Annotated in this window: 23 protein-coding genes and 1 riboswitch; of the genes, 16 read left to right on the forward strand and 7 right to left on the reverse strand. The window is 41.4% G+C overall.

All coding sequences use genetic code 11. The features are described 5' to 3' along the window. The first annotated feature begins 94 nt into the window (after positions 1-94). The 11 genes from HYD28_06285 (at position 95) to ung (ending at position 9,273) form a co-directional block, all read left to right on the forward strand. A complete protein-coding gene (locus tag HYD28_06285; GenBank protein QLE08605.1) occupies positions 95-523 on the forward strand; it encodes an FKBP-type peptidyl-prolyl cis-trans isomerase in 429 nt (142 codons plus the stop codon). 69 nt (positions 524-592) lie between these two features. Continuing rightward, positions 593-1,210 carry a histidine phosphatase family protein gene (locus HYD28_06290; protein ID QLE08606.1) on the forward strand — a complete coding sequence of 206 codons (618 nt, stop codon included), beginning with the start codon at positions 593-595 and terminating at the stop codon, positions 1,208-1,210. A 12-nt stretch (positions 1,211-1,222) separates the two neighbouring features. Continuing rightward, positions 1,223-1,361, forward strand: a riboswitch (cobalamin riboswitch). An 80-nt stretch (positions 1,362-1,441) separates the two neighbouring features. Then, positions 1,442-2,272, forward strand: a complete 831-nt coding sequence (locus HYD28_06295) for an ABC transporter ATP-binding protein (protein ID QLE08607.1) — start codon at positions 1,442-1,444, stop codon at positions 2,270-2,272. Next, a complete protein-coding gene (locus tag HYD28_06300) occupies positions 2,238-3,254 on the forward strand; it encodes an iron ABC transporter permease (protein ID QLE08608.1) in 1,017 nt (338 codons plus the stop codon). The genes HYD28_06295 and HYD28_06300 overlap by 35 nt, the downstream gene beginning before the upstream one ends. 3 nt (positions 3,255-3,257) lie before the next feature. Then, on the forward strand, positions 3,258-4,319 hold the full coding sequence (cobT, locus tag HYD28_06305) for a nicotinate-nucleotide--dimethylbenzimidazole phosphoribosyltransferase (protein ID QLE08609.1): 1,062 nt from the start codon (positions 3,258-3,260) through the stop codon (positions 4,317-4,319). A 1-nt stretch (position 4,320) separates the two neighbouring features. Then, positions 4,321-5,127, forward strand: a complete 807-nt coding sequence (locus HYD28_06310; GenBank protein ID QLE08610.1) for an adenosylcobinamide-GDP ribazoletransferase — start codon at positions 4,321-4,323, stop codon at positions 5,125-5,127. Beyond that, positions 5,124-5,651: a bifunctional adenosylcobinamide kinase/adenosylcobinamide-phosphate guanylyltransferase gene (cobU, locus tag HYD28_06315; protein ID QLE08611.1), complete on the forward strand. Its 528-nt coding sequence runs from the start codon at positions 5,124-5,126 to the stop codon at positions 5,649-5,651. Before HYD28_06310 ends, cobU begins: the two co-directional genes overlap by 4 nt. After that, on the forward strand, positions 5,651-7,147 hold the full coding sequence (locus HYD28_06320; protein QLE10499.1) for a cobyric acid synthase: 1,497 nt from the start codon (positions 5,651-5,653) through the stop codon (positions 7,145-7,147). Before cobU ends, HYD28_06320 begins: the two co-directional genes overlap by 1 nt. Then, a complete protein-coding gene (gene cobO / locus HYD28_06325; GenBank protein QLE08612.1) occupies positions 7,144-7,743 on the forward strand; it encodes a cob(I)yrinic acid a,c-diamide adenosyltransferase in 600 nt (199 codons plus the stop codon). The genes HYD28_06320 and cobO overlap by 4 nt, the downstream gene beginning before the upstream one ends. Before the next feature lies 1 nt (position 7,744). Continuing rightward, positions 7,745-8,602, forward strand: a complete 858-nt coding sequence (locus HYD28_06330) for a cobalamin-binding protein (protein QLE08613.1) — start codon at positions 7,745-7,747, stop codon at positions 8,600-8,602. Then, entirely contained in the window at positions 8,599-9,273 is a 675-nt protein-coding gene (ung, locus tag HYD28_06335) for a uracil-DNA glycosylase (GenBank protein QLE08614.1), read from the forward strand. The genes HYD28_06330 and ung overlap by 4 nt, the downstream gene beginning before the upstream one ends. A 32-nt stretch (positions 9,274-9,305) precedes the next feature. On the opposite strand, the gene HYD28_06340 is transcribed toward ung, so the two are convergent. Then, positions 9,306-9,494: a DUF3545 family protein gene (locus HYD28_06340; GenBank protein ID QLE08615.1), complete on the reverse strand. Its 189-nt coding sequence runs from the start codon at positions 9,492-9,494 to the stop codon at positions 9,306-9,308. A 186-nt stretch (positions 9,495-9,680) separates the two neighbouring features. Continuing rightward, entirely contained in the window at positions 9,681-10,631 is a 951-nt protein-coding gene (gene tal / locus HYD28_06345) for a transaldolase (protein QLE08616.1), read from the reverse strand. A 221-nt stretch (positions 10,632-10,852) separates the two neighbouring features. On the opposite strand from tal, the gene yaaA reads away from it, so the two are divergent. Next, the gene (yaaA, locus tag HYD28_06350; protein QLE08617.1) at positions 10,853-11,632 is read left to right on the forward strand and encodes a peroxide stress protein YaaA; all 780 of its coding nucleotides are present in this window, start codon (positions 10,853-10,855) and stop codon (positions 11,630-11,632) included. Between the two features lie 117 nt (positions 11,633-11,749). Next, entirely contained in the window at positions 11,750-12,685 is a 936-nt protein-coding gene (locus tag HYD28_06355; GenBank protein ID QLE08618.1) for a mechanosensitive ion channel family protein, read from the forward strand. A gap of 376 nt (positions 12,686-13,061) precedes the next feature. Here HYD28_06355 and serA read toward each other — a convergent pair whose 3' ends face one another. The 5 genes from serA to HYD28_06380 form a co-directional block, all read right to left on the reverse strand. After that, positions 13,062-14,291, reverse strand: a complete 1,230-nt coding sequence (gene serA, locus HYD28_06360; protein QLE08619.1) for a phosphoglycerate dehydrogenase — start codon at positions 14,289-14,291, stop codon at positions 13,062-13,064. Positions 14,292-14,305: 14 nt separating this feature from the next. Further along, complete coding sequence (gene rpiA / locus HYD28_06365) at positions 14,306-14,959, reverse strand: ribose-5-phosphate isomerase RpiA (GenBank protein ID QLE08620.1); 654 nt, start codon at positions 14,957-14,959, stop codon at positions 14,306-14,308. 54 nt (positions 14,960-15,013) lie between these two features. Next, on the reverse strand, positions 15,014-15,610 hold the full coding sequence (locus HYD28_06370; protein ID QLE08621.1) for a 5-formyltetrahydrofolate cyclo-ligase: 597 nt from the start codon (positions 15,608-15,610) through the stop codon (positions 15,014-15,016). A 22-nt stretch (positions 15,611-15,632) separates the two neighbouring features. Further along, positions 15,633-16,190 carry a hypothetical protein gene (locus HYD28_06375; protein ID QLE08622.1) on the reverse strand — a complete coding sequence of 186 codons (558 nt, stop codon included), beginning with the start codon at positions 16,188-16,190 and terminating at the stop codon, positions 15,633-15,635. A 118-nt stretch (positions 16,191-16,308) separates the two neighbouring features. Next, positions 16,309-17,826, reverse strand: a complete 1,518-nt coding sequence (locus HYD28_06380; GenBank protein QLE08623.1) for a carboxypeptidase — start codon at positions 17,824-17,826, stop codon at positions 16,309-16,311. A 243-nt stretch (positions 17,827-18,069) separates the two neighbouring features. Here HYD28_06380 and HYD28_06385 point away from each other — a divergent pair, with 243 nt between their 5' ends. From HYD28_06385 to HYD28_06395, 3 genes are all read left to right on the forward strand, one after another. Continuing rightward, positions 18,070-19,299, forward strand: coding sequence for a diguanylate cyclase (locus HYD28_06385; GenBank protein ID QLE08624.1), 1,230 nt, complete (start codon positions 18,070-18,072; stop codon positions 19,297-19,299). A 181-nt stretch (positions 19,300-19,480) separates the two neighbouring features. Further along, the gene (locus HYD28_06390; protein ID QLE08625.1) at positions 19,481-19,819 is read left to right on the forward strand and encodes a P-II family nitrogen regulator; all 339 of its coding nucleotides are present in this window, start codon (positions 19,481-19,483) and stop codon (positions 19,817-19,819) included. Positions 19,820-19,828: 9 nt separating this feature from the next. Further along, complete coding sequence (locus HYD28_06395; protein QLE08626.1) at positions 19,829-21,058, forward strand: ammonium transporter; 1,230 nt, start codon at positions 19,829-19,831, stop codon at positions 21,056-21,058. Positions 21,059-21,128: the final 70 nt, after the last annotated feature.

Here is a 21,128-nt window from a genome sequence, read left to right on the forward strand (position 1 = left end):
CTCGCTAACTCGCTACAGACGATACTTGTCCTTGCTTCACTGACTTTGTTATGCGATAAAGCGTTTTAAATTTGTAATACAATTAAGGTTTGATGTGTCTCGTAAGAAAACAACCAAGTCGAAAGGCTCTTCAGGTTTAAATCGTAAAAATAGTGAAGCATTTATTGCTAAGTTCTCATCTCATCCTGATACACATCTATGTTCGTCGGGTTTAATGTATAAAGTGATTGATGAGCTTGAAGGGGAGCGAATTACAGAGTTCGACACAGTAGTCATTAATCAGCGCATTATGCTTGCTGATGGCACTGTGATTGCCGACAGTTACAAAGCGGGTATGCCAGAGGTGTTTGCATTATCTGAAGCAATCGAAGGGTTAAAAGAAGGCTTGTTGCTAATGAATATTGGTTCTCGTTATGAATTTGTGATCCCTCCAGAGCTTGCCTGGGGTAAAAAAGGTAACGGTGGCAAGATTGGCGCAAATGCAGTGCTTCATTTTGACGTTCGATTAATGCGTTTAGCATGACTTCCTTAGCATAACTCGACAGAGTAATTAAAACGCGTTAACGTTCACTATTGGTTACTGAGGAACATTATGGACGCATTTGCTTCACGAGTTTACTTTCTTCGCCATGGCGAAATAGCTACGCCTGGAATTCTTTCTGGGCAAGTCGATGTTGATTTATCTGAACAAGGCTATAGACAAATGCGCCAAGCCTCAGCTGAACTCAAAAATTTAAATGCCATATATAGCTCACCGCTGAAGCGTTGCTCAGTTCATGCTGACTATTTAGCAAATCAACACAGATTGAACGTTCGGTATTATAACGCTCTGAAAGAGTTCAATTTTGGTGATTGGGATGGCCAAGACTACCAGCAGCTTTGGCAGCAAACAAGTAAACCTCATATCGGTGATTTTTGGCAGCATCCTTGGCAAGTAAAAGTACCGAATGGTGAAGCTATGGCTGATTTTTATACTCGAGTAGATACATGGTGGCAAACGTTTTTAGAATCATTGTGTGAATCTAAACATACTCAGTCACTAGTAATTAGCCACGCTGGTGTGATCAAACAAATTCTAGCTATTGTTTGTCAAATGCCTAAACAATCAGCTACACATTTAAATGTTTTCCATCTCCCATATGCTGGGCTTATAACACTCGATGTATATATTGATGAACAAGGACAGGCTTGGCCAAAAATTGTTTTTTAGCCATCTAGAGCGATATTCATTGAATTATTTACTTAGCCCGCCATAATACTCATATGCTATGGAATGGAGTGCAATTCTCCAGCTGTTCCCGCAACTGTAATCCATCTAAATAATGGTTAGCCAGATACTTAGCACTAACAATTAATCATCGAGCGGGTCAACTCACATCATTTTCTGGTACTTACCAGTGCTTTCTTGTGCGTTGCTATTACTCGCCAAGAGAGAATAAACTTGCAACAAAATAGCCTTAGCGCTGCGCCATTAATATCAGTTTCTGATTTAAGTTGGGGTACTGCGAATAAAACCATACTTAAATCAATTAGCCTTGAATTAAAAGCAGGGCAATTTATCGGTTTACTCGGCCCTAATGGTGCTGGTAAATCAAGTCTGCTGCGCTGTCTTTATCGTTACTTGAAACCTCAGCAAGGAGCCGTGCTGCTAAGCGGTGAAGATATTTGGCAAATCAGTGCTGATGAATATGCAAAGCAGGTTGCGGTGGTTTTACAAGAGTCTCCATCGCAGTTTAATTTGTCATTATTTGATGTTGTGAGTCTGGGCTTAACCCCTCATAAACGACTTTTCAGCGGTACCTCTGTCAAAGATAAGCAGCGAATATATCAAGCGATTAAGCAGGTTGGTTTGTCGCATCATAGTGAGCAAGCATTTGATTCTCTCTCTGGTGGCGAAAAGCAAAGAGCGCTCATTGCACGCTCTATCGTACAGCAGCCTAAGCTGTTGATCATGGATGAACCAACTAGCCACCTTGATGTTAAATACCAAATTCAAATAATGGAATTAGCAAAGTCCCTCGATGTGACTGTGCTTGCTTCTTTCCATGATTTAAATCTCGCAGCAAGTTTATGTGATGAATTACTGGTGATTGATGAAGGTCGCTTGATTTGTCAGGGACAACCAAAAGCGGTGCTAACAGAGCAGCTGTTAAGTGATGTATTTGGTGTATGCGCAACAGTATCTGCTCATCCCCAATCAAACAATGATAAGTATATTCCTCACATTACTTACTTCTATGGTTATCAGACTCAGGAGTATCAACGTGACTGATGCAATACGTTTAAGTGTCTGTATCCTAGTTGGGCTTATTAGTTGCTTTTTAGCTCTTAGCTTTGGTGCTGCAAATACACCACTGAGAGAAGTATTTGATGGCTTATTTAGCCAAGGTAGCGATGAGTTTGTGCAGCGTATTATTTGGCAGCTACGCATGCCAAGAACCGTACTGGCATTTTTAGCGGGATCTGGGCTTGCCCTTGCGGGATTAATTTTGCAGACCGTAACCCGAAACCCACTTGCTGATCCTTATTTGTTTGGAATTTCTTCGGGAGCTTCATTCGGTGTCGTGTGCTTTATAGCCCTAACAGGCGTGAGTTTTGGTTTTAGTATGTCAATTGCAGCATTTGCCGGAAGCTTACTCTCTATGCTGTTGCTCATTGCTATTGCAGGCCGTCGCCATGTTGGCCAAGTTGAAGCCATGTTACTTGCCGGCGTTGCTTTATCATTCTTATTTAGTGCTATGACTAGTTTGCTACTTTATTTTAGTGATCCTCAAGCCATTACAGCTATTTTATTTTGGACCATGGGCAGTTTTTCTCGTGCGCAGTGGGATACTCTTTGGATGCCATTTATAGTTATTACTGCCTGTATGGCACTGATGATTGCTTTTCGTCGTCAGCTTAATGCAATGCTACTTGGTGATGAAAGTGCCGCGACTTTGGGGATTCATGTACAGCGCTTTCGGATCATGATGCTACTGCTAAGTTCATTAATAACTGCAGTGCTTGTTGCTATGTGTGGTGGCGTCGGTTTTGTTGGCCTGATGATCCCACATATTGTGCGTTACTTTTCGCCACAAGGCAGCAGCCATAACTTAATCATGACTTCGCTAGTCGGCGGTATTTTTATGGTGTGGGTTGATGTGCTATGCCGAACCTTATTGAATAATCAAGAATTACCCGTTGGTGTGATCACAGCAGCTATCGGCAGCGTGTTTTTTTTATTCTTACTGTATTTTCGTAAACAGAGCAGGTAGTTAATGTTTAATATCATGCCAATTAACCAGCAGTTTTCAGCTATTATTCAACAAAAAATAGACCTTAAAACGAAGCCGCTTGGTGCGTTAGGTCAGCTTGAAAGCTGTGCTAAACAATTAACGCTTATTTTCTCAAAGCAGCTCGATAGAGAGCAGGCGCTTCTAGCCTTCAAACCGGTTATTTCTAGCCCTACTCTGGTTGTATTTGCTGGCGACCATGGTGTTGCAAGCCAAGGGGTGTCAATTGCTCCTAGCTGCGTTACATCACAAATGGTGGCAAACTTTGCAGCAGGAGGCGCAGCGATCAATGTATTTTGTCGTCAGCTAGGTTGGCAGCTCGAAATTGTTGATGCCGGAACCCTCAGTACTGCACATGGTAAAGGTGTGCATAACCAGCGTTTAGGTGAAATCACCGCACCTTTAAATACCGAAATGGCGATGTCTCTTAGCCAAGTTAAGAAAGGGGTTGAATTAGCAAAGCAGCGGGTTCATTCACTCTATGAGCAAGGCTGCAATACCATCGCGTTTGGTGAGATGGGCATTGGCAATACCACAAGTGCTGCGGCATTGATGGCTGCCTTGTTGTCGTTACCTGCCAGTCAATGTGTTGGTAAAGGCACAGGCGTGAGTGACGAGGTTGTTGCTAAAAAAATCAAGGTTGTCGAGCAAGCCCTTCAATTACACCAAGCTCATTTTAGCGATCCACTAATGACGCTTGCGGCATTAGGTGGTTTTGAAATTGTTCAGATCACCGGTGCTATTTTAGCTGCTGCCGAGCTTGGCATGGCTGTGATCGTTGATGGCTTTATTTGTACTGCAGCTGCACTTGTTGCAACTCGTATAAATGCAAATGCTCGCGATTACATGCTATTTGCCCATGCCTCTGATGAGCAAGGGCATAAAGCAATGCTCAATGCCTTGCACGCATCCCCTTTATTGCAGCTTGATTTACGTTTAGGAGAGGGCACCGGGGCTGCGCTTGCCTTACCTTTATTGCAAGCATCTTTGGCGTTTTACAATGACATGGCAAGTTTTGCCGATGCCAATGTTGAGCAAGTAGTTTAATATGAGCACTGAACTTAACACATCAAATACTACCTCAAGTCAGCTTCAGCTATTTTTACTGGCGCTTAGCTTTTTAACGCGCATACCCGTTAAATTAAACTTTGTAGTATCGAGCACGGCACTCAATCAGGCCAGCCGTTATTTTGCATTAGTCGGGGTGTTATTAGGTGTACTTTTAGCGCTAAGCTTTTTGTTGTTGAACTGGTTATTCCCCGCTGCTATAGCAATAGCGTTAGTTATGGCCTTTAGCTTGATAATTACAGGGGCATTTCATGAAGATGGCCTTGCTGATGTGTGGGATGGCTTTGGTGGTGGTTGGCAAGTTGCAGATAAACTCAGCATTATGAAAGATAGTCGCTTAGGGACGTATGGTGCAGCGGCGTTAGTGATGGTTTTATTAATTAAGTACCAAACACTCGTCGCACTCACCGAAGCAACCAGTATTCTTGTTATTGCACTTGTTCTAGGGCAAAGCCTAAGCCGAGTTGTAGCAACAAGCTTAATTGCAGATATGGATTATGTAAGTCAGGATGCCACATCTAAAGTAAAACCAATAGCGATGCATTTAAGCACACAAAGTTATCAAATACTGCTAGCAACTGGCGGCGCAGTCTTGGCAATAGCATGGTTGTTTTTTGGCTTCACTCTAGGGCAATTACTGATACTCATTAGCGTGCTTTTTGTTACTCGATTATTATTAAAGCGCTGGTTTGAAAAACAATTATCTGGCTATACCGGCGATTGCCTAGGTGCTGCCCAGCAAGTGTCAGAGCTTGTTACCTACCTTTGCTTGGTGAGTCTATTATGAACCAACAACATACTTTAATTTTAGGCGGTGCTCGCAGTGGTAAAAGTCGTTTTGCTGAGCAGTTGGCAACTAATTCAAACAAACCGCTTATCTACGTTGCTACCGCAAACGCTGGCGATGAGGAAATGGCTGCCCGAATTAGTAAACATCAAATAGAACGAAGTAAGCATTGGCAACTTGTTGAAGAGCCTTTGTATTTAGCCAAAGCATTACAACAGCTTAGCCAGACTGAAAACTGTATTTTAGTGGATTGTTTAACGCTGTGGTTAAGTAATTGCTTATGCCAGCATGGTGAGGCATTTTGGCTTGAGCAAAAAGCGGCCTTACTCGATGCGCTAGTGCAATTGCCGGGTGAGGTGATCTTGGTCAGCAATGAAGTGGGTCATGGTATCGTGCCGCTAGGTGAATTAAGCCGTCAGTTTGTTGATCATTCAGGTTGGTTGCATCAAGCCTTAGCACAGCAAGTTGCACGTGTTGAGTTTGTGATTGCAGGTCTTGCACAAACCTTAAAAAGAGAACAATGATGAAAACATTAATGGTGCAAGGCACGACCTCAGATGCAGGTAAAAGTACCCTTGTAGCAGCTCTTTGCCGGATCTTTGCAGAGCGAGGCATTAAGGTTGCCCCCTTTAAGCCACAAAATATGGCATTAAATAGCGCTGTAACCGCTGATGGTGGCGAGATAGGTCGAGCACAAGCTCTGCAGGCTATAGCAGCAAAAGTGCCCGCAGAAGTCGATTTTAACCCTATCTTGTTAAAGCCCAATAGCGATACAGGGGCGCAGGTTATCGTCCATGGCAAAGCGCTTTCGAATATGGAAGCGGGCAGTTACCACGATTACAAAAAAGTGGCTATGGATGCGGTTCTTACTTCGCAGCAGCGCTTAAGTGAGCGTTTTGAGTTATTGGTCGTTGAAGGAGCTGGCAGTCCTGCAGAAATCAACCTACGTGAAAATGACATTGCTAATATGGGTTACGCTGAAGCGGTGGACTGCCCGGTAATTATTATTGCTGATATCGACAAAGGCGGTGTGTTTGCTCACTTAGTTGGGACGTTAGCGTTATTGTCTGAGTCGGAGCAGGCGCGAGTTAAAGGCTTTGTAATTAACCGCTTTCGGGGTGATATTGCGTTATTGCAAGGCGGTTTAGATTGGTTAGAACAATATACAAATAAGCCCGTGCTTGGGGTTTTACCTTATTTACATGACTTAGCGTTAGATGCAGAGGATGCTGTTGCTATAAGTAATCAGGTCGATAAACCGCAATTACGGATAGCAGTTTTGTTATTGCCTCATATTAGTAATCATACCGACTTTGATGCACTGCGATTACAACCAGAAATCGATTTACAGTATGTACGTCATACTCAAGCTATTCCTAATGTCGATTTGATCATTATCCCTGGTAGCAAAAATGTTTTAAGTGACCTAGCCTTTTTAAAAAATGAAGGTTGGCATAAACAAATAACACGTCATTTACGCTATGGCGGTAAAATACTCGGTATATGTGGTGGACTACAAATGTTAGGCAATTACCTAGAAGATCCACATGCTGTTGAATCTAATTTAGGTAGTGCAGAAGGACTAGGGCTTGCTGACTTTAAAACGCAATTAGGGCAGCAAAAAGTACTAAGCCAAGTATCTGGCATACTTCATTTAAATAATAGCGATAACGCAATTTCAGGTTATGAAATTCACGCCGGGATAAGCCAAGGAGCAGCACTTAAAAAGCCATTTTTGAGTTTTAATAATCACCCGAGTGGATTTAAAGAGGATGGTTTTATTAGCGATGATAACCAAGTGGCGGGTACTTACTTACACGGCTTGTTCGATACGCCAGAGGGCGTGGGCGAGTTAACAACTTGGCTTGCTCCAAATAGCCAAATTAAGCCAATTGATATTAATTTAAACCGTGAACAACAGTTAAGCCGTTTAGCGAACGTGGTAGCAGAGAATCTCGATATTGAACAAATCATCAATATTTATGAGAACTTCAATTTAGAGCATAAGGAACAACAATGAGCGAACAGAATCAAGATAAGCACCAACAACGCCAGCAAAAAGTAAAAGAAAAAGTAGACGAACGTATTGCTGCGGCACAAAAAGAGCAGGGGATTTTTCAAGTTATAACTGGCAACGGTAAGGGCAAATCTACCTCTGGTTTTGGCACTGTAGCACGTGCGGTGGGTCACGGAATGAAAGCGGCTGTGTGCCAGTTTATTAAAGGCACATGGGAGTGTGGTGAACGTAACTTACTCGAAAAAGCAGGGGTTGAATTTGTCATTATGAACACAGGTTTTACCTGGGAAACACAAAATAAAGAGTCAGATACCGCGGCTGCGCAAGTGACGTGGCAAGAAGCAAAAAGAATGCTGAAGGATGAGTCGATTAACCTCGTTATGCTAGATGAAATAACCTACATGATCACCTACGGCTATATTGATTTAGACGAAGTGCTAGAGGCAATTAGCTCTCGCCCTGCTATGCAATCGGTGATTATTACAGGTCGTGGTGCGCACCGTAAACTAACCGACTTAGCTGATACAGTCAGTGAAGTCAGAAACGTAAAACATGCTTTTGATGCCGGTATCAAAGCGCAAAAAGGATTCGATTATTAACATGAAGGCCATTAAGTTTGCACTCTTAGGTTTTTTATTTTATTTACCGGCACTTACACAGGCCCATGAAATAAACAAGCCACAGCGCATTGTTGCTTTAGCGCCGCATATCGTTGAAAACCTGTTTGCGATTGGTGCAGGTGAGCGCATTGTTGGTACCGTTGACTATGCTGACTTTCCTTTGCAAGCGAATGATATTGAACGAGTAGGTGGCTATTACGGCATTAACATGGAAAAACTGTTGTCGTTAAAACCGGATCTTGTACTAGCTTGGAAAACGGGTAACAAAGCTGAAGATCTCGCTTATATTGAAAAGCTAGGTATTCCAGTTGCTTACAGTAATCCTAATCAGGTTGATAATGTTGCCGATGAACTACGTAAACTGGGTACGCTTACGCATTTGCAAACAAAGGCAAATAAAGTTGCCAAAGAGTTTGAAGATAAACTCAATGCTATTCGTACAGCTCAAAAGGGCAAACCGAAAGTTTCGGTGTTTTATCAATTATGGCCTGAACCTATGATGACAGTTGGTGGAAACACTTGGATCAATCAGTTATTAACCATTTGCCATGCCGACAATGTGTTTGCTAATAGTGATACCGACTATCCGCGTATTAGTATTGAAAATGTATTGGTTGCCAAACCTGAAGTGGTGATTATTCCAGATGAAAAATCGAAAAAGCCTCAGCCTAAAATTGATTGGCGCCAATGGCCCGAATTGCCAGCTGTGCAGCATAACCAGTTTATTAGTGTGAATGCTGACTTATTGCACCGTTTTACAACTCGTATGCTTGATGGCTTGACTGATATGTGTGGTAAAATAGACATTTCTCGTCAGCAAATACAGGCTTCAAAATGATCGACTGGCAAACATTTCTAGATACCGAACTTGCGAAACCTTACATGCAAGAAACCTTGCAATATGTGGCAGATAGGCGAGCAGAGGGTGTTACCGTTTATCCAAAAGATGAGCAGGTTTTCTCTGCTTTTGATGTCACACCACTAAATGAAATCAAAGTGGTTATTTTAGGGCAAGACCCATACCACGGAGAAGGTCAGGCCCATGGTCTTTGTTTTTCGGTATTGCCTGAAGTTAAAAAGTTACCTCCGTCATTGAAAAATATGTACAAAGAATTGGCGACAGATATTGAAGGTTTTGAGATACCACATCATGGTTATTTGCAAAGTTGGGCAGAACAAGGTGTGTTTTTACTCAACACTGTACTGACTGTTGAGCAAGGGCAGGCTCATTCTCATAAGCACCTTGGCTGGGAGCAATTTACCGATGCAGTGATTGCGCTTATCAACCAGCACTGTGACGGTGTGGTGTTTGTATTATGGGGCGCACATGCTCAGAAAAAAGGTAAACACATAGATACCTCGCGTCATCATGTGATTCAAGGTCCGCATCCATCACCGCTTTCTGCTCATCGTGGCTTTTTTGGTTGTCAGCATTTTTCAAAGGCAAACCAGCTACTTATTGATCAAAACAAAGTGCCGATCAATTGGTCGTTGCCACAAATTCTATAGCACAAATGCAAAAGGCCCTTGCGGGCCTTTAATTAAAAGTCTAATTCATCAAGCTCAACGCTGTCTGTGAAATAGTCTAACTCCTGTAGTTCTTTGCGAAGTCTATGCTTATCTTTTAGAGCTTCGATTTCGCGCCATTTTCTCTTTTTATTTTTTGTAGAGGTCTTTTTTGTTGTGCTAGGACCTTCTAATATTTCTAAAATATCGTCTAGGCTATCCATGAACTTCTCCTATTGATTTTTTGAACCTCGGAAATACCTATACCACAGGCTGCTCAAAAATAGAATAAAAAAGTGACAATACTGTTACGGAAGTGTGATTGATAGATGAATAGATCAAAGGTTTAGTTATTTTAGAAACAAAAACGCCACCTAGCGGTGGCGTTTCAAAAAATGCTGTAATTTAAATTACATTGCTTTAAAACGAGCTTCTAATTCAAGCTGCGCTTGTGCAAAAGAACGAATACCCTCAGCAAGCTTTTCTGTTGCCATCGCGTCTTGGTTATGTAACCAACGGAACTGGCTTTCAGTCAGTGGTGCTGGTTTTTCTTCAACAGCAAAGTCGCTTTCTAATAAGTACTCTTGTGCATCAGTTAATTGGCCAAGCTCTTCTAAAAGTGCAGGGCTGATAGTTAACTTATCACAGCCAGTAAGCGCGATGATCTCGCCTGTGTTACGGAAGCTTGCGCCCATAACTACAGTTTTGTAATCATGGCGTTTGTAGAACTCGTAAATGCTACGTACTGATTGCACGCCTGGATCGTTTAGCGGATCAGTTGGTTTTTCCATACCATTAGCAACATGCCAATCCAGGATACGGCCAACGAATGGTGAAATTAAAAATACATTCGCATCGGCACATGCGCGAGCTTGTGCTTCAGAGAATAACAGCGTTAAGTTACACTTAGTGCCTTCTTTTTCAAGCTGTTCAGCGGCTTTGATGCCTTCCCACGTTGATGCAACTTTGATTAGGATTTTATCTTTGCTAACACCTTCTTTTTCGTAAAGGCTCAGTAAAGTGTGGGCTTTATCGATAGTCGCTTGGGTATCAAATGATAAACGTGCGTCTACTTCTGTTGAGATATAGCCCGGTACGATTTCGCTAATTTCTTTACCAATTAATACAGCAAAGTAATCACATGCTAACTCAAGTTGTTTAGCTGCATCTTGCTCGGTTTCTTTGGCATATTGCCACGCTTTATCTAAATAAGGCTTATACGCTTCAATTTCACTGGCTTTTAAAAGTAGAGATGGGTTTGTTGTTGCATCTTCTGGTTGGTGCTTTTTGATAGCTTCGATATCACCCGTATCTGCAACAATAGATGAATGTTGTTTAAGCCTTTGTAGTGCTGAAGTCATTTGCTTTCCTCATTCCAAGCAAGTTAAAAGAAAATCCATTATAGCGGCCTTTATGCTGCAACACTATGACAGTGTTTAATAGGTCAAATGTCCTTAATACAGAAAACTAGAACATTATGTATGAAAGAACAGCGGATAAAGGCAGGACGAAACAAAACGTGCATTTTGATTCAATTAATGTTGAAATTGACATCAAACAAATTACAAGTCAATAGCTAAGTATGATCACTGTTATTTCACCTGCAAAAAATTTAGATTATGAAACACCAGCCACGACCGATAAATTCACTCAACCTGAATTACTCGAGCACAGCGAAGAGTTAATGTCAGTTTGCCGTGATTTAACCCCAGCGCAAATTGGCACCCTAATGAAAATCAGCGATAAACTAGCGGGTTTGAATGCGGCACGTTTCGCCGAGTGGTCACAGCCATTTACGCAACATAACGCAAAACAAGCAGTGCTAGCCTTTAATGGCGATGTGTACGGTGGATTAGATGCACAAACTCTTAGTGATACCGACCTAGATTACGCACAGTCGCACTTACGTATTTTGTCAGGCCTTTATGGCGTACTGAAGCCACTCGATTTAATGCAAGCTTACCGCCTTGAAATGGGCACTAAACTAGAAAACCCTCGTGGTAAAAACTTATACCAGTTTTGGGGCAGTGTTATCGCCGAAAAGCTTAATACAGTGCTTGCTGAACAAGATAGCAAATATTTGGTAAACCTTGCTTCGAATGAGTATTTTAAAGCGGTTGATAAAAAAGCCTTAAACGCTCAAATTATTACTCCACATTTTAAAGACTGTAAAAACGGCCAATATAAAGTGATCAGCTTTTATGCGAAAAAAGCTCGCGGCATGATGGCACGTTACATCATTGAAAATAAAATTACCCAATTAAGTGATTTAAAAGATTTCACCGTTGCAGGATATTACTTTAGCAGCGATGCAACAGCAAAAGAATTAGAGCCTGTTTTCTTACGGGAAGAGCAGAACTAATTTTTTAGTAAAATGAATTAGAAGAGCCGTGCTAAGCACGGCTTTTTTGTGCCTGTATGAAACTGGCGCTTATTTTGCAGACCACTCGCTATGTTTCTTAAATGATCAGGTAATCGTATGTTAAAAATACCAACCGTAGGTGAGGCCGAAAAACTTATAGAAGAAAAACTCGGTGGCTGGGTTGATATCATTATAAGCCATATTCCAAACTTTATTGTCGCAGTAGTCATCACTATCGTATTTTCATTACTGGCGCGTATCGTTGGCTCAATGCTTAGAAAGCTATTACGCCGCTCGTTAGAGTCTTCGCAAATAGCAGACTTAATGTCATCGATAGCCAAGGTTATTGTGTTATGTGTAGGCTTATTCGTAGCTCTTGATTTCCTGGGCCTCAGAGGCACGGTCACCTCATTACTTGCCGGTGCTGGTATTGTTGGTCTTGCGATTGGTTTTGCCTTTCAGGATATGACAGAGAATCTTATAGCTGGTATTGCTATGGGGATCCGCAAACCATTTAAAACAGGTGATGTAATTCGCACCGAAAGCGTGTTCGGTACAGTACGGGCGATTAATCTTAGAAACACCCTCATTGAGAACTTTTATGGGCAACTTATCTTAGTGCCTAACAAGATTCTATTTAGAAATATACTCAGTAATTACAGCACGTTAGGTGTGCGTCGTATTGAGGTGCCAGTGGGTATTTCGTATGCTGACGACCCAGAACAAGCCGCAGAAGTGATTGTTAAAAAAATCAATGAGTTTGATTTTGTTATTAAACAAGAAGAAACCGCCGTTTACGCCGAAAGCTTTGGTGATAGCAGCGTTAACCTACTGGTTTGGTTTTGGATTAAATACCCTGGCGAAGCGGATTTCATGACCGTTCGTCACAAGGCTGTTGTGGCAGTAAGAAACGCGCTAAGTGAAGCTGACATGACCATTCCATTCCCAATCCGCACGTTAGATTTTGGTATCAAAGGCGGTGAGAAATTAAACGCCATGATAAGCGAAAAACACCAAGATAAAGACGCAGAACCACAAGCGACTGATGAGTAAAATTTACTGACTCATCGGCGTGATTTACACAGGGAAGTGTGGCTGAGGAGGGGGGGGAGTTTATTTTCGCCGACATAGAGTGAATCGTTTTTGCCTCTAAAAACTTTTTGTCCAAATACAAGCTTGTTCTCATTTTTACTGTTTTTTAGAAATGATTGGTGTTTTATTTGTTAGAAATAAGCCTTCGCGCGAAATAAATTTCACGCCTACGGTGAGCTATTTTTGACTTAGAGCTTAAAATTTAAGGCTTAAAGCTAGGTTCTTGTGTTTGGTTTCGCTGCGCTCAAACCAACGGGCTTTCAGCTTAGCTCTACAAACAAAAAAAGCGCAAGCAGTTTAACTGTTTGCGCTTTTTATTTATTCGATATGCCAATGATTAGTGAAGGATACGTGCTCTGATTGTCCCTTCAACAGCACTTAGCTCTTTAAGAGCTACTTCTGATTGATCTGTATCTACATCAATTACTACGTAACCAATCGCTTCGTCTGTTTGTAAGTACTGGGCTGCGATGTTGATTCCGTGCTGTGCAAACGCTTGGTTAATTTGCGTTAGAACACCTGGGCGGTTGTGGTGTACGTGTAATAAACGGCTGCGGTTTGCAAGCTCAGGTAATGATACTTCAGGGAAGTTAACTGCTGTAATAGTTGAACCATTATCTGAGTACTTAGCAAGTTTGCCTGCTACTTCAATACCAATATTTTCTTGTGCTTCTTGTGTTGAACCACCAATGTGTGGAGTCAAAATCACGTTATCGAACTCGCGCAGCGGTGATACGAACTCTTCATCATTTGATTTTGGTTCTACAGGGAACACGTCGATTGCTGCGCCGCTCAGCTTTTTATCACGCAGTGATTCTGCTAGAGCATCAATATCAACAACAGTACCGCGAGAAGCATTGATCAAGATGGCGCCTTGCTTCATTACTTCAAGCTCTGCCATACCAATTAGGTTCTTCGTTTGCGGTGTTTCTGGTACGTGTAAGCTAATAACATCGGCACGTTGTAATAACTGAGTTAGGTTATGAACTTGCGTTGCATTACCCAGTGTTAGTTTGTCTTCGATATCGTAAAACTCAACGTTCATACCGATATTTTCAGCCATGATACCTAGTTGTGTACCAATGTGGCCGTAACCAATAATACCTAACGTTTTACCACGTGCTTCGAATGAACCGTTGGCTGATTTTAACCAACCACCGCGGTGCGCTAGGGCATTACGCTCTGGAATACCACGGAGTAATAATAAGATTTCACCAAGTACTAATTCTGCCACAGAGCGTGTGTTTGAGAATGGCGCGTTAAATACCGCAATACCACGTTCACGGGCACCTTGCAGGTCGACTTGGTTAGTCCCGATACAGAAGCAGCCGATTGCGACTAGCTTTTCAGCTGCTTCTAATACCGCTTCATTAATATGAGTGCGAGAGCGAAGGCCTACAAAATGCACATCTTTAATGCGCTCAATGAGCTCGTCTTCAGGTAAGGATGTTTTTACGTAATCAATATTACTGTAGCCATTACGCTTAAGCGTTTCTACAGCACTTTGGTGCACGCCTTCCAGCAAGAGAATTTTAATTTTGTCTTTTGCTAACGATACCTTACTCATATCCTCATTCCTATTTACTTTATTTGCGGCCCATTTTTGGTGCCGATAATGACTTTATCTGCGCCACGATGGGCAAATAAGCCGTTTGTTACTACGCCAACAATCTGGTTGATTGTTAGTTCTAATTCTTTGGCGTTGCTGATATCTAAATTGTGCACGTCTAAAATGACGTTACCGTTATCTGTTACAACACCTTCACGGTAAACAGGGTCACCGCCTAGTTTTACTAGTTCACGAGCTACATAGCTGCGTGCCATTGGGATCACTTCAACCGGTAGTGGAAATGCGCCTAATGTTGTAACTTCTTTAGATTCATCAACAATACAAACAAATTGTTTTGCTACCGCTGAAACGATTTTCTCGCGTGTCAGCGCTGCACCACCGCCTTTGATCATTTCATTTTGTGGGTTGATTTCGTCTGCGCCATCAACATACACATCAAGGCTTGATACATCGTTTAGCTCGAATACTTCTATACCCAGTGCTTTTAACTTTTCAGTTGAAGCCTCAGAGCTAGAAACCGCACCAGTAATGGTGTCTTTTACTGTATCAAGTGCATCAATAAAGTGATTCACTGTAGAGCCTGTACCTACACCAACAATGGTATTTTCGTTTACAAACTCAAGGGCTGCCCAGGCAGCGGCTTTTTTTAATTCATCTTGCGTCATAATTATGTGCTCAGTTAGCTGTCAGAGAGGGTCTATAGTATACAAACAGTTTGCTTACCATTGGTAGATTTTCTCTGGGGTTATAATGTGTTTTAACGGTACATCCCACGATTCAATAGGCAATGCTGGAACATGCTGACATTGATGGGCAAGGCCTATCAATATCGGTTTTTGCCAGTTTTCTTGGTAATACCGAGCCAACGTTTTGTCATAAAACCCGCCGCCCATTCCTAAACGGTTACCTTGATCATCAAATGCCACTAATGGCATAAGTAAAATATCAAGCTTGTCTAGAGGACATATTTGACTGCAATTTAACTTGGGTTCCAAGATACCATAGCGGTTTGCAGTCATGGGTGAATTTTCTTCATACCTTTGAAAGTATAAAGTTGCACCATTGAAGGGGTGGATTATAGGCAGGTATAAATGCTGTCCTTGCACCCATAATTCTTTAATTAACAATGAGGTGTCTAACTCTCCGTCATTACTAAAATAAATGCCGATATGGGCGTTTTTAGGTGTTTTTAACGATTTTAAGTGTTGAGTAAAATTCACTTTTAGCGCAATCGCTGCATTTTTTTGTTGTTCAACAGTCAGTGAATTGCGCTTTTTTCGAATGGATTGTCTGATTTCTGCTCGTGTGTTGCTCATGTCAATATTAGTGTTAACTTTCTCAAAAGGAGAAAAGTTCAGGAAAAAGCTCCACTACACCCAAAATGATTAATAATAAAATGACCATCGCAATAAGCGAATAGAGTAGTGTGTTTGAGCGTTTTTTAACGGGCTCTGTTAATTCGTCTTCAAGCAGCAGAGCATCTTCTTGCCAGCTATCGTCGCTATCAGCAACACTATTATTTTCTGGCTCAGGTAAACGTTGCTCTAGGTCATCTAGCTTTTCTTCTAGGCGAATAAGGCTACTGGTAATGTAATCGAGGGCATCGAAAATACGTTCTTCACGCTCTTTGGCTTGTGCGGCTAAATTTGTTGATTGGCTGCTGGTGGCTGTTTGATTAACGCTTTGGAGTTTAGCTTTAATGCCTACACTGGCAAGCAACTTAGCTTGTTTAAGTGCTTTATCTTGCTCGCTCGGCGCAAATAATGGCTTATGCTCAAACAGGGTCGCTACTTTGTCTGTTGTTGTTTTTAGTTTTGCGGCTAGTTGTTCTGTTGCTTGTGTTTGGTCGACACCGGCTTCAAGGCCTGCAAACATCACACGAAATTTTTCTGCCATTTGCTGATTATCCAAATCCTTAAATCAATGACTTGAGTATATACCCAAATAGATTGGTGGAAAAACAAAAGCCCGCATAAAACGGGCTTTTTCTATTATGGGTTTGCAAATACGCTGTTTAGTATTTTGCTGATTTGCTTTCGGCTGGTAGAGATTTAAGGATAAAATCACGTAAGTCATTATTTGATGACTCTAAATCAGCATGACGTAAATACATCATGTGACCACTACGATAGCCTTTAAAGCTTAAGCGATCTTTCATTTTGCCACTTGGATCTAACTGCCACATTGTGTATTTAGCATCAAAGTAGTTTGTTGCACCGTCATAGTAGCCAGATTGGATCATCACGTTTAAGTATGGGTTTTGTGCCATTGCTAAACGTAAGTTTTCACCTGTGTTGTTGCCTGAGCGGTCCCAAGGGTGAACATTACCAAATAGGTTATATTTGATATCTGTTTTGTAGTTAAGCTCTTCACGAAGATAATAGTTAATTGCAGGCGTGAATGAGTGTAACCAAGAAGTCAGTTCTGCCCAGTAATCAGGAGACTCACCTGCATCACGTTTGTCGATACCTAGGTAACGAGAATCTAAACGACCCACTGTTTGGCCGCGCTCACGTAATAACTCTTTCCAAAAGAAATTAGTAGGAATATCAAGGTTGTTTTGCTCAACAAACTTCTCAGATAAGCCTGCGTATTTTGCTGCTTGCTTAATGATTGCTCGCTTTTCATCTGCAGGTAAAAAACCACCTTTAGCAATTGCTGGTAAAAACTTATTAACGGTGAACTGTTCAACTTCAGGTAGTAACTCGTCTAAGTCTTTTGCTTGTAAGTCTGCGCTGAGGGCTTTGTGGTACCAAGCTGTCGCTGCAAAGTAAGGTAGGCGATTAGCTGCTTCTACCGGGCCTTCTCGTTTAATACCAATTTCAGTTGGTGATACTAAAATAACGCCGTTGATATACATCCATTGGCGATTTTGTAATTCGTGAGCAAGACCAGATACACGCGTTGTACCATAGCTCTCACCAATTAAGAACTTAGGCGAACGCCAGCGCTCATTGCGAGAAACAAAAGTATTTAACCACTCTGCTAAGTATTTGATGTCAGCGTTAACACCAAAGAACATTTTTTGTTGGTCTGATTTACTCGGCAGCTCACCTTTTTCGTTTTCAAGAACACGTGAGTAACCCGTGTTAACTGGGTTGATATAAACAATATCAGCCACGTCTAAAATTGAGTAAGGGTTATCTTTTACGCCATAAGGTTGAACTGGGTAGCCTTCGTCATCAATTTTTAATACACGTGGTCCAGTATAGGCAAGGTGCATCCATACTGATGCAGAGCCTGGGCCACCATTGAAAGAAAAGACCAAAGGACGTTTTGTTCTATCGTCTACTTTATCACGGGTATAATAAGTATATTGCAGCGTTGCTACGGCATCACCTTGTTCATTCCAAACCGGTTGTGTGCCAGTGGTTGCGGTATATGAAAAGCGCTCACCATTAATGCGAGCTTTATGCTCTGTCACTACTTTGCTGTCAACGTCAATACGACGTCCATTATCTGCAAAGCTTGGAGTACTGAAGGTCAGTGTTAGTGCTGTCACTGACAAGCCAATAAAACTAACTAGTTTCATGTTGATTCCTTATTATTCGAATTGCAGCTATTAAAAAGTAAAGCCAACTCGATGACAAACTAATGAGACTAGTGACCAATATTAGCTGTTAAACAGAAAAATAACCGGAAATGCTGAACGATTACAAAAAAGTGCATTTTTTTAGCAAAGATATTTTGCTTAATTATTTAGCTAGATTAAAAAATGACGTATATTTAGCGTGTTTATAATCTGTGTACACGTGCTTAGAAAAGAGAAGTTGCAATGCAAAGAGTATTAGTCGTCGAAGACAGTAAAGTAGTACAGCAAGTGTTACGTCATCTCGCTGCTCACTATTTAGATGTAGCTGTTGACTTTGCGTGGTCTTTAAAAGAGGGCGTCTCTTTAATATCAGAGCACGATTACACCTTAGCCTTAGTCGATTTAACGCTACCTGATGCGATGAATGGCGAAGTAGCTAAATACACCTTATCAAAAAATATTCCAACCGTGGTCCTGACATCAAAGATTGATGAATATATTCGCCAGCAAATGTTAGAGCTTGGTGTAGTAGATTACGTGGTTAAAGATAACCGTGATTCATATCATTATGCGATAAAGCTTGTTGCGCAACTACTTAGAAATGATGGGAGTAAAGCGCTAGTAGCCGATGACTCAGTACTAAGCCGCACTTTAATGAAGCAAATGCTCGAAAAGCAATTATTTGATGTACGCGATGCCCAAGATGGTGAGCAAGCATTGCAAATGTTAAAAGACGACCCTGAGATTAAGTTGTTACTTACAGACTATGCAATGCCAACAATGGACGGTTTTGAGCTAGTTAAAGCGGTACGAAATTTCCGTGGTCGTGATGATTTAGCAATTATCGGTTTATCAGGTGCCGGTAAGCATGGTTTATCGGCGCGATTTATTAAATACGGCGCTAACGACTTTTTAACTAAGCCGTTTATGAATGAAGAATTTCATTGCCGTGTTATGCAAACCATGGAGCAGCTTGCTTTAATAGCCGATATAAAAGAAAGCGCCTACCGCGACCATTTAACTGGCTTGCATAATCGTCGCTATTTTTATCAATACGCAGAAAAATTACTTAAAAATGTTGAGCAAGAAAACGTACTGGCCTTGCTTGATATCGACTTCTTTAAAAATGTGAATGACCAGTTTGGTCATGAAGCAGGTGATCAGGCTCTAAAACAAGTGTCTTCATTTTTAAAGACTAAATTTGATGACTTCACTATCGCTAGAATTGGCGGCGAAGAATTTGCAGTGGTTCTGCACAATATGAATTTAGCTAACGCAGAATCTAAACTCAATATTTTCAGAGAGCAGTTAGCGAGTCATGCTTTTTCAATTAACGGTGAGCCTTATTCATTAACGATGAGCATCGGTATGACCCTATTCCAAAAAGTATCACTTACAGCTGCGATGCGCATTGCTGACAAAGCCTTATATCAAGCCAAACAGCAAGATCGGAACTGCTTAGTTCAGTTATAGTTGTGCTTACTGCACCAGCGCTGGCTAATTGTTAAAAAAATGCACCATTAGGGTGCATTTTTTTTGTGCAAAAACTAGTTTTTATTCATAATCAATTGAAATTAAAGAATAAAAAATAATGGCACAAAGGTTGGATTGTATAAACCAACAGGATAACAATAAGCGTCCGAAGGGGGCCACTATGAAAATGATTAGTGCAATAATAAAGCCATTCAAACTTGATGATGTACGTGAAGCATTGGCTGATTTAGGCATTGAGGGGATGACAGTTGTTGATGTAAAAGGCTTTGGTCGTCAACGCGGTCATACTGAACTATATCGTGGAGCTGAATACCAAGTCGATTTTATTCCAAAAATCAAACTTGAAATTGCAACTCGTAGCGAAAATTGTCAACGCGTAGTTGAAACCATCACAAAAATTGCTTCAACAGGCAAAATTGGTGACGGCAAAATTTTTGTTTACGACTTAGACCAAATCGTTCGTATTCGTACGGGCGAACTAGATGAAGAAGCAATTTAAGGGGGAATTATGGAAAACACTATCGTAGAGTTGAAGTTCTCACTCGACACTTTTTACTTTTTAATGTCGGGTGTTTTAGTAATGTGGATGGCGGCTGGTTTCGCTATGCTGGAAGCAGGTTTAGTGCGTGCAAAAAATACAACAGAAATCCTAACTAAAAACGTTGCACTATTTTCTATTGCCTGCACTATGTTTTTATTAGTGGGTTACAACATCATGTATGTTGATAATGCAGAAGGCGGTTTCATTCCTTCATTTGGCGCATTAATTGGCACTCAAGCTGCTGATGCGGACCACTCTTTAGAGTCTGATTTCTTCTTCCAAGTTGTGTTCGTAGCAACGGCTATGTCAATCGTATCTGGCGCGGTGGCTGAGCGTATGAAGTTATGGGCATTCTTAGTTTTTACTGTTGTTTTAACTGGTTTTATCTACCCAATCGAAGGTTACTGGACTTGGGGCGCAGGCTTCTTATCTGAAATGGGCTTTGTTGATTTCGCTGGTTCTGCAATCGTTCATGGTGCAGGTGCTGCGGCAGCGCTAGCTGGTGTACTTTTCCTAGGTGCTCGTAAAGGTAAATACGGTAAAAACGGTGAAATCTATCCAATTCCTGGTTCTAACTTACCGTTAGCAACACTTGGCACACTAATCCTTTGGATGGGGTGGTTTGGTTTTAACGGTGGTTCACAACTACTTGTTTCTGACGCCGAAAATGCAACAGCAGTAGGTAAAATCTTCTTAAACACTAATGCAGCAGCAGCGTGCGGCGCTATTGCAGCACTATTCGTATGTAAAGTGTTATGGGGTAAAGCTGATTTAACTATGGTTCTAAATGGTGCATTAGCAGGTCTTGTAACAATTACTGCTGAGCCAGCATCACCAACTCCATTACTTGCTTGTTTACTTGGTCTATTAGGTGGCTCACTGGTTGTGTTTAGTATTGTTGCGCTTGATAAAGCAAAAATTGATGATCCAGTGGGTGCTATCTCTGTACATGGTGTGTGTGGTTCATTAGGTATCATGCTAGTACCACTTTCAAACTCAGATGCAACCTTTGTTAATCAATTAATTGGCTTAGTATGTATCTTAGGGTTTGTGTTCATCGCATCATCAATCGTGTGGGCAATTCTGAAAAATACCATGGGTATCCGTGTTACCGAAGAAGAAGAGTTGAACGGTATGGATCAACATGACTGTGGTATTGATGCTTACCCTGAGTTTGTATCAGTTCGCAGTAACTAATCTCAGTGCGTGCAGTAGCACGTACCTAACAATATCATTGTGTGTTCAAATCAAAGCTCTACTTAGGTAG

The organism is Pseudoalteromonas shioyasakiensis (assembly GCA_013391845.1).
GTDB lineage: Bacteria > Pseudomonadota > Gammaproteobacteria > Enterobacterales > Alteromonadaceae > Pseudoalteromonas > Pseudoalteromonas apostichopi.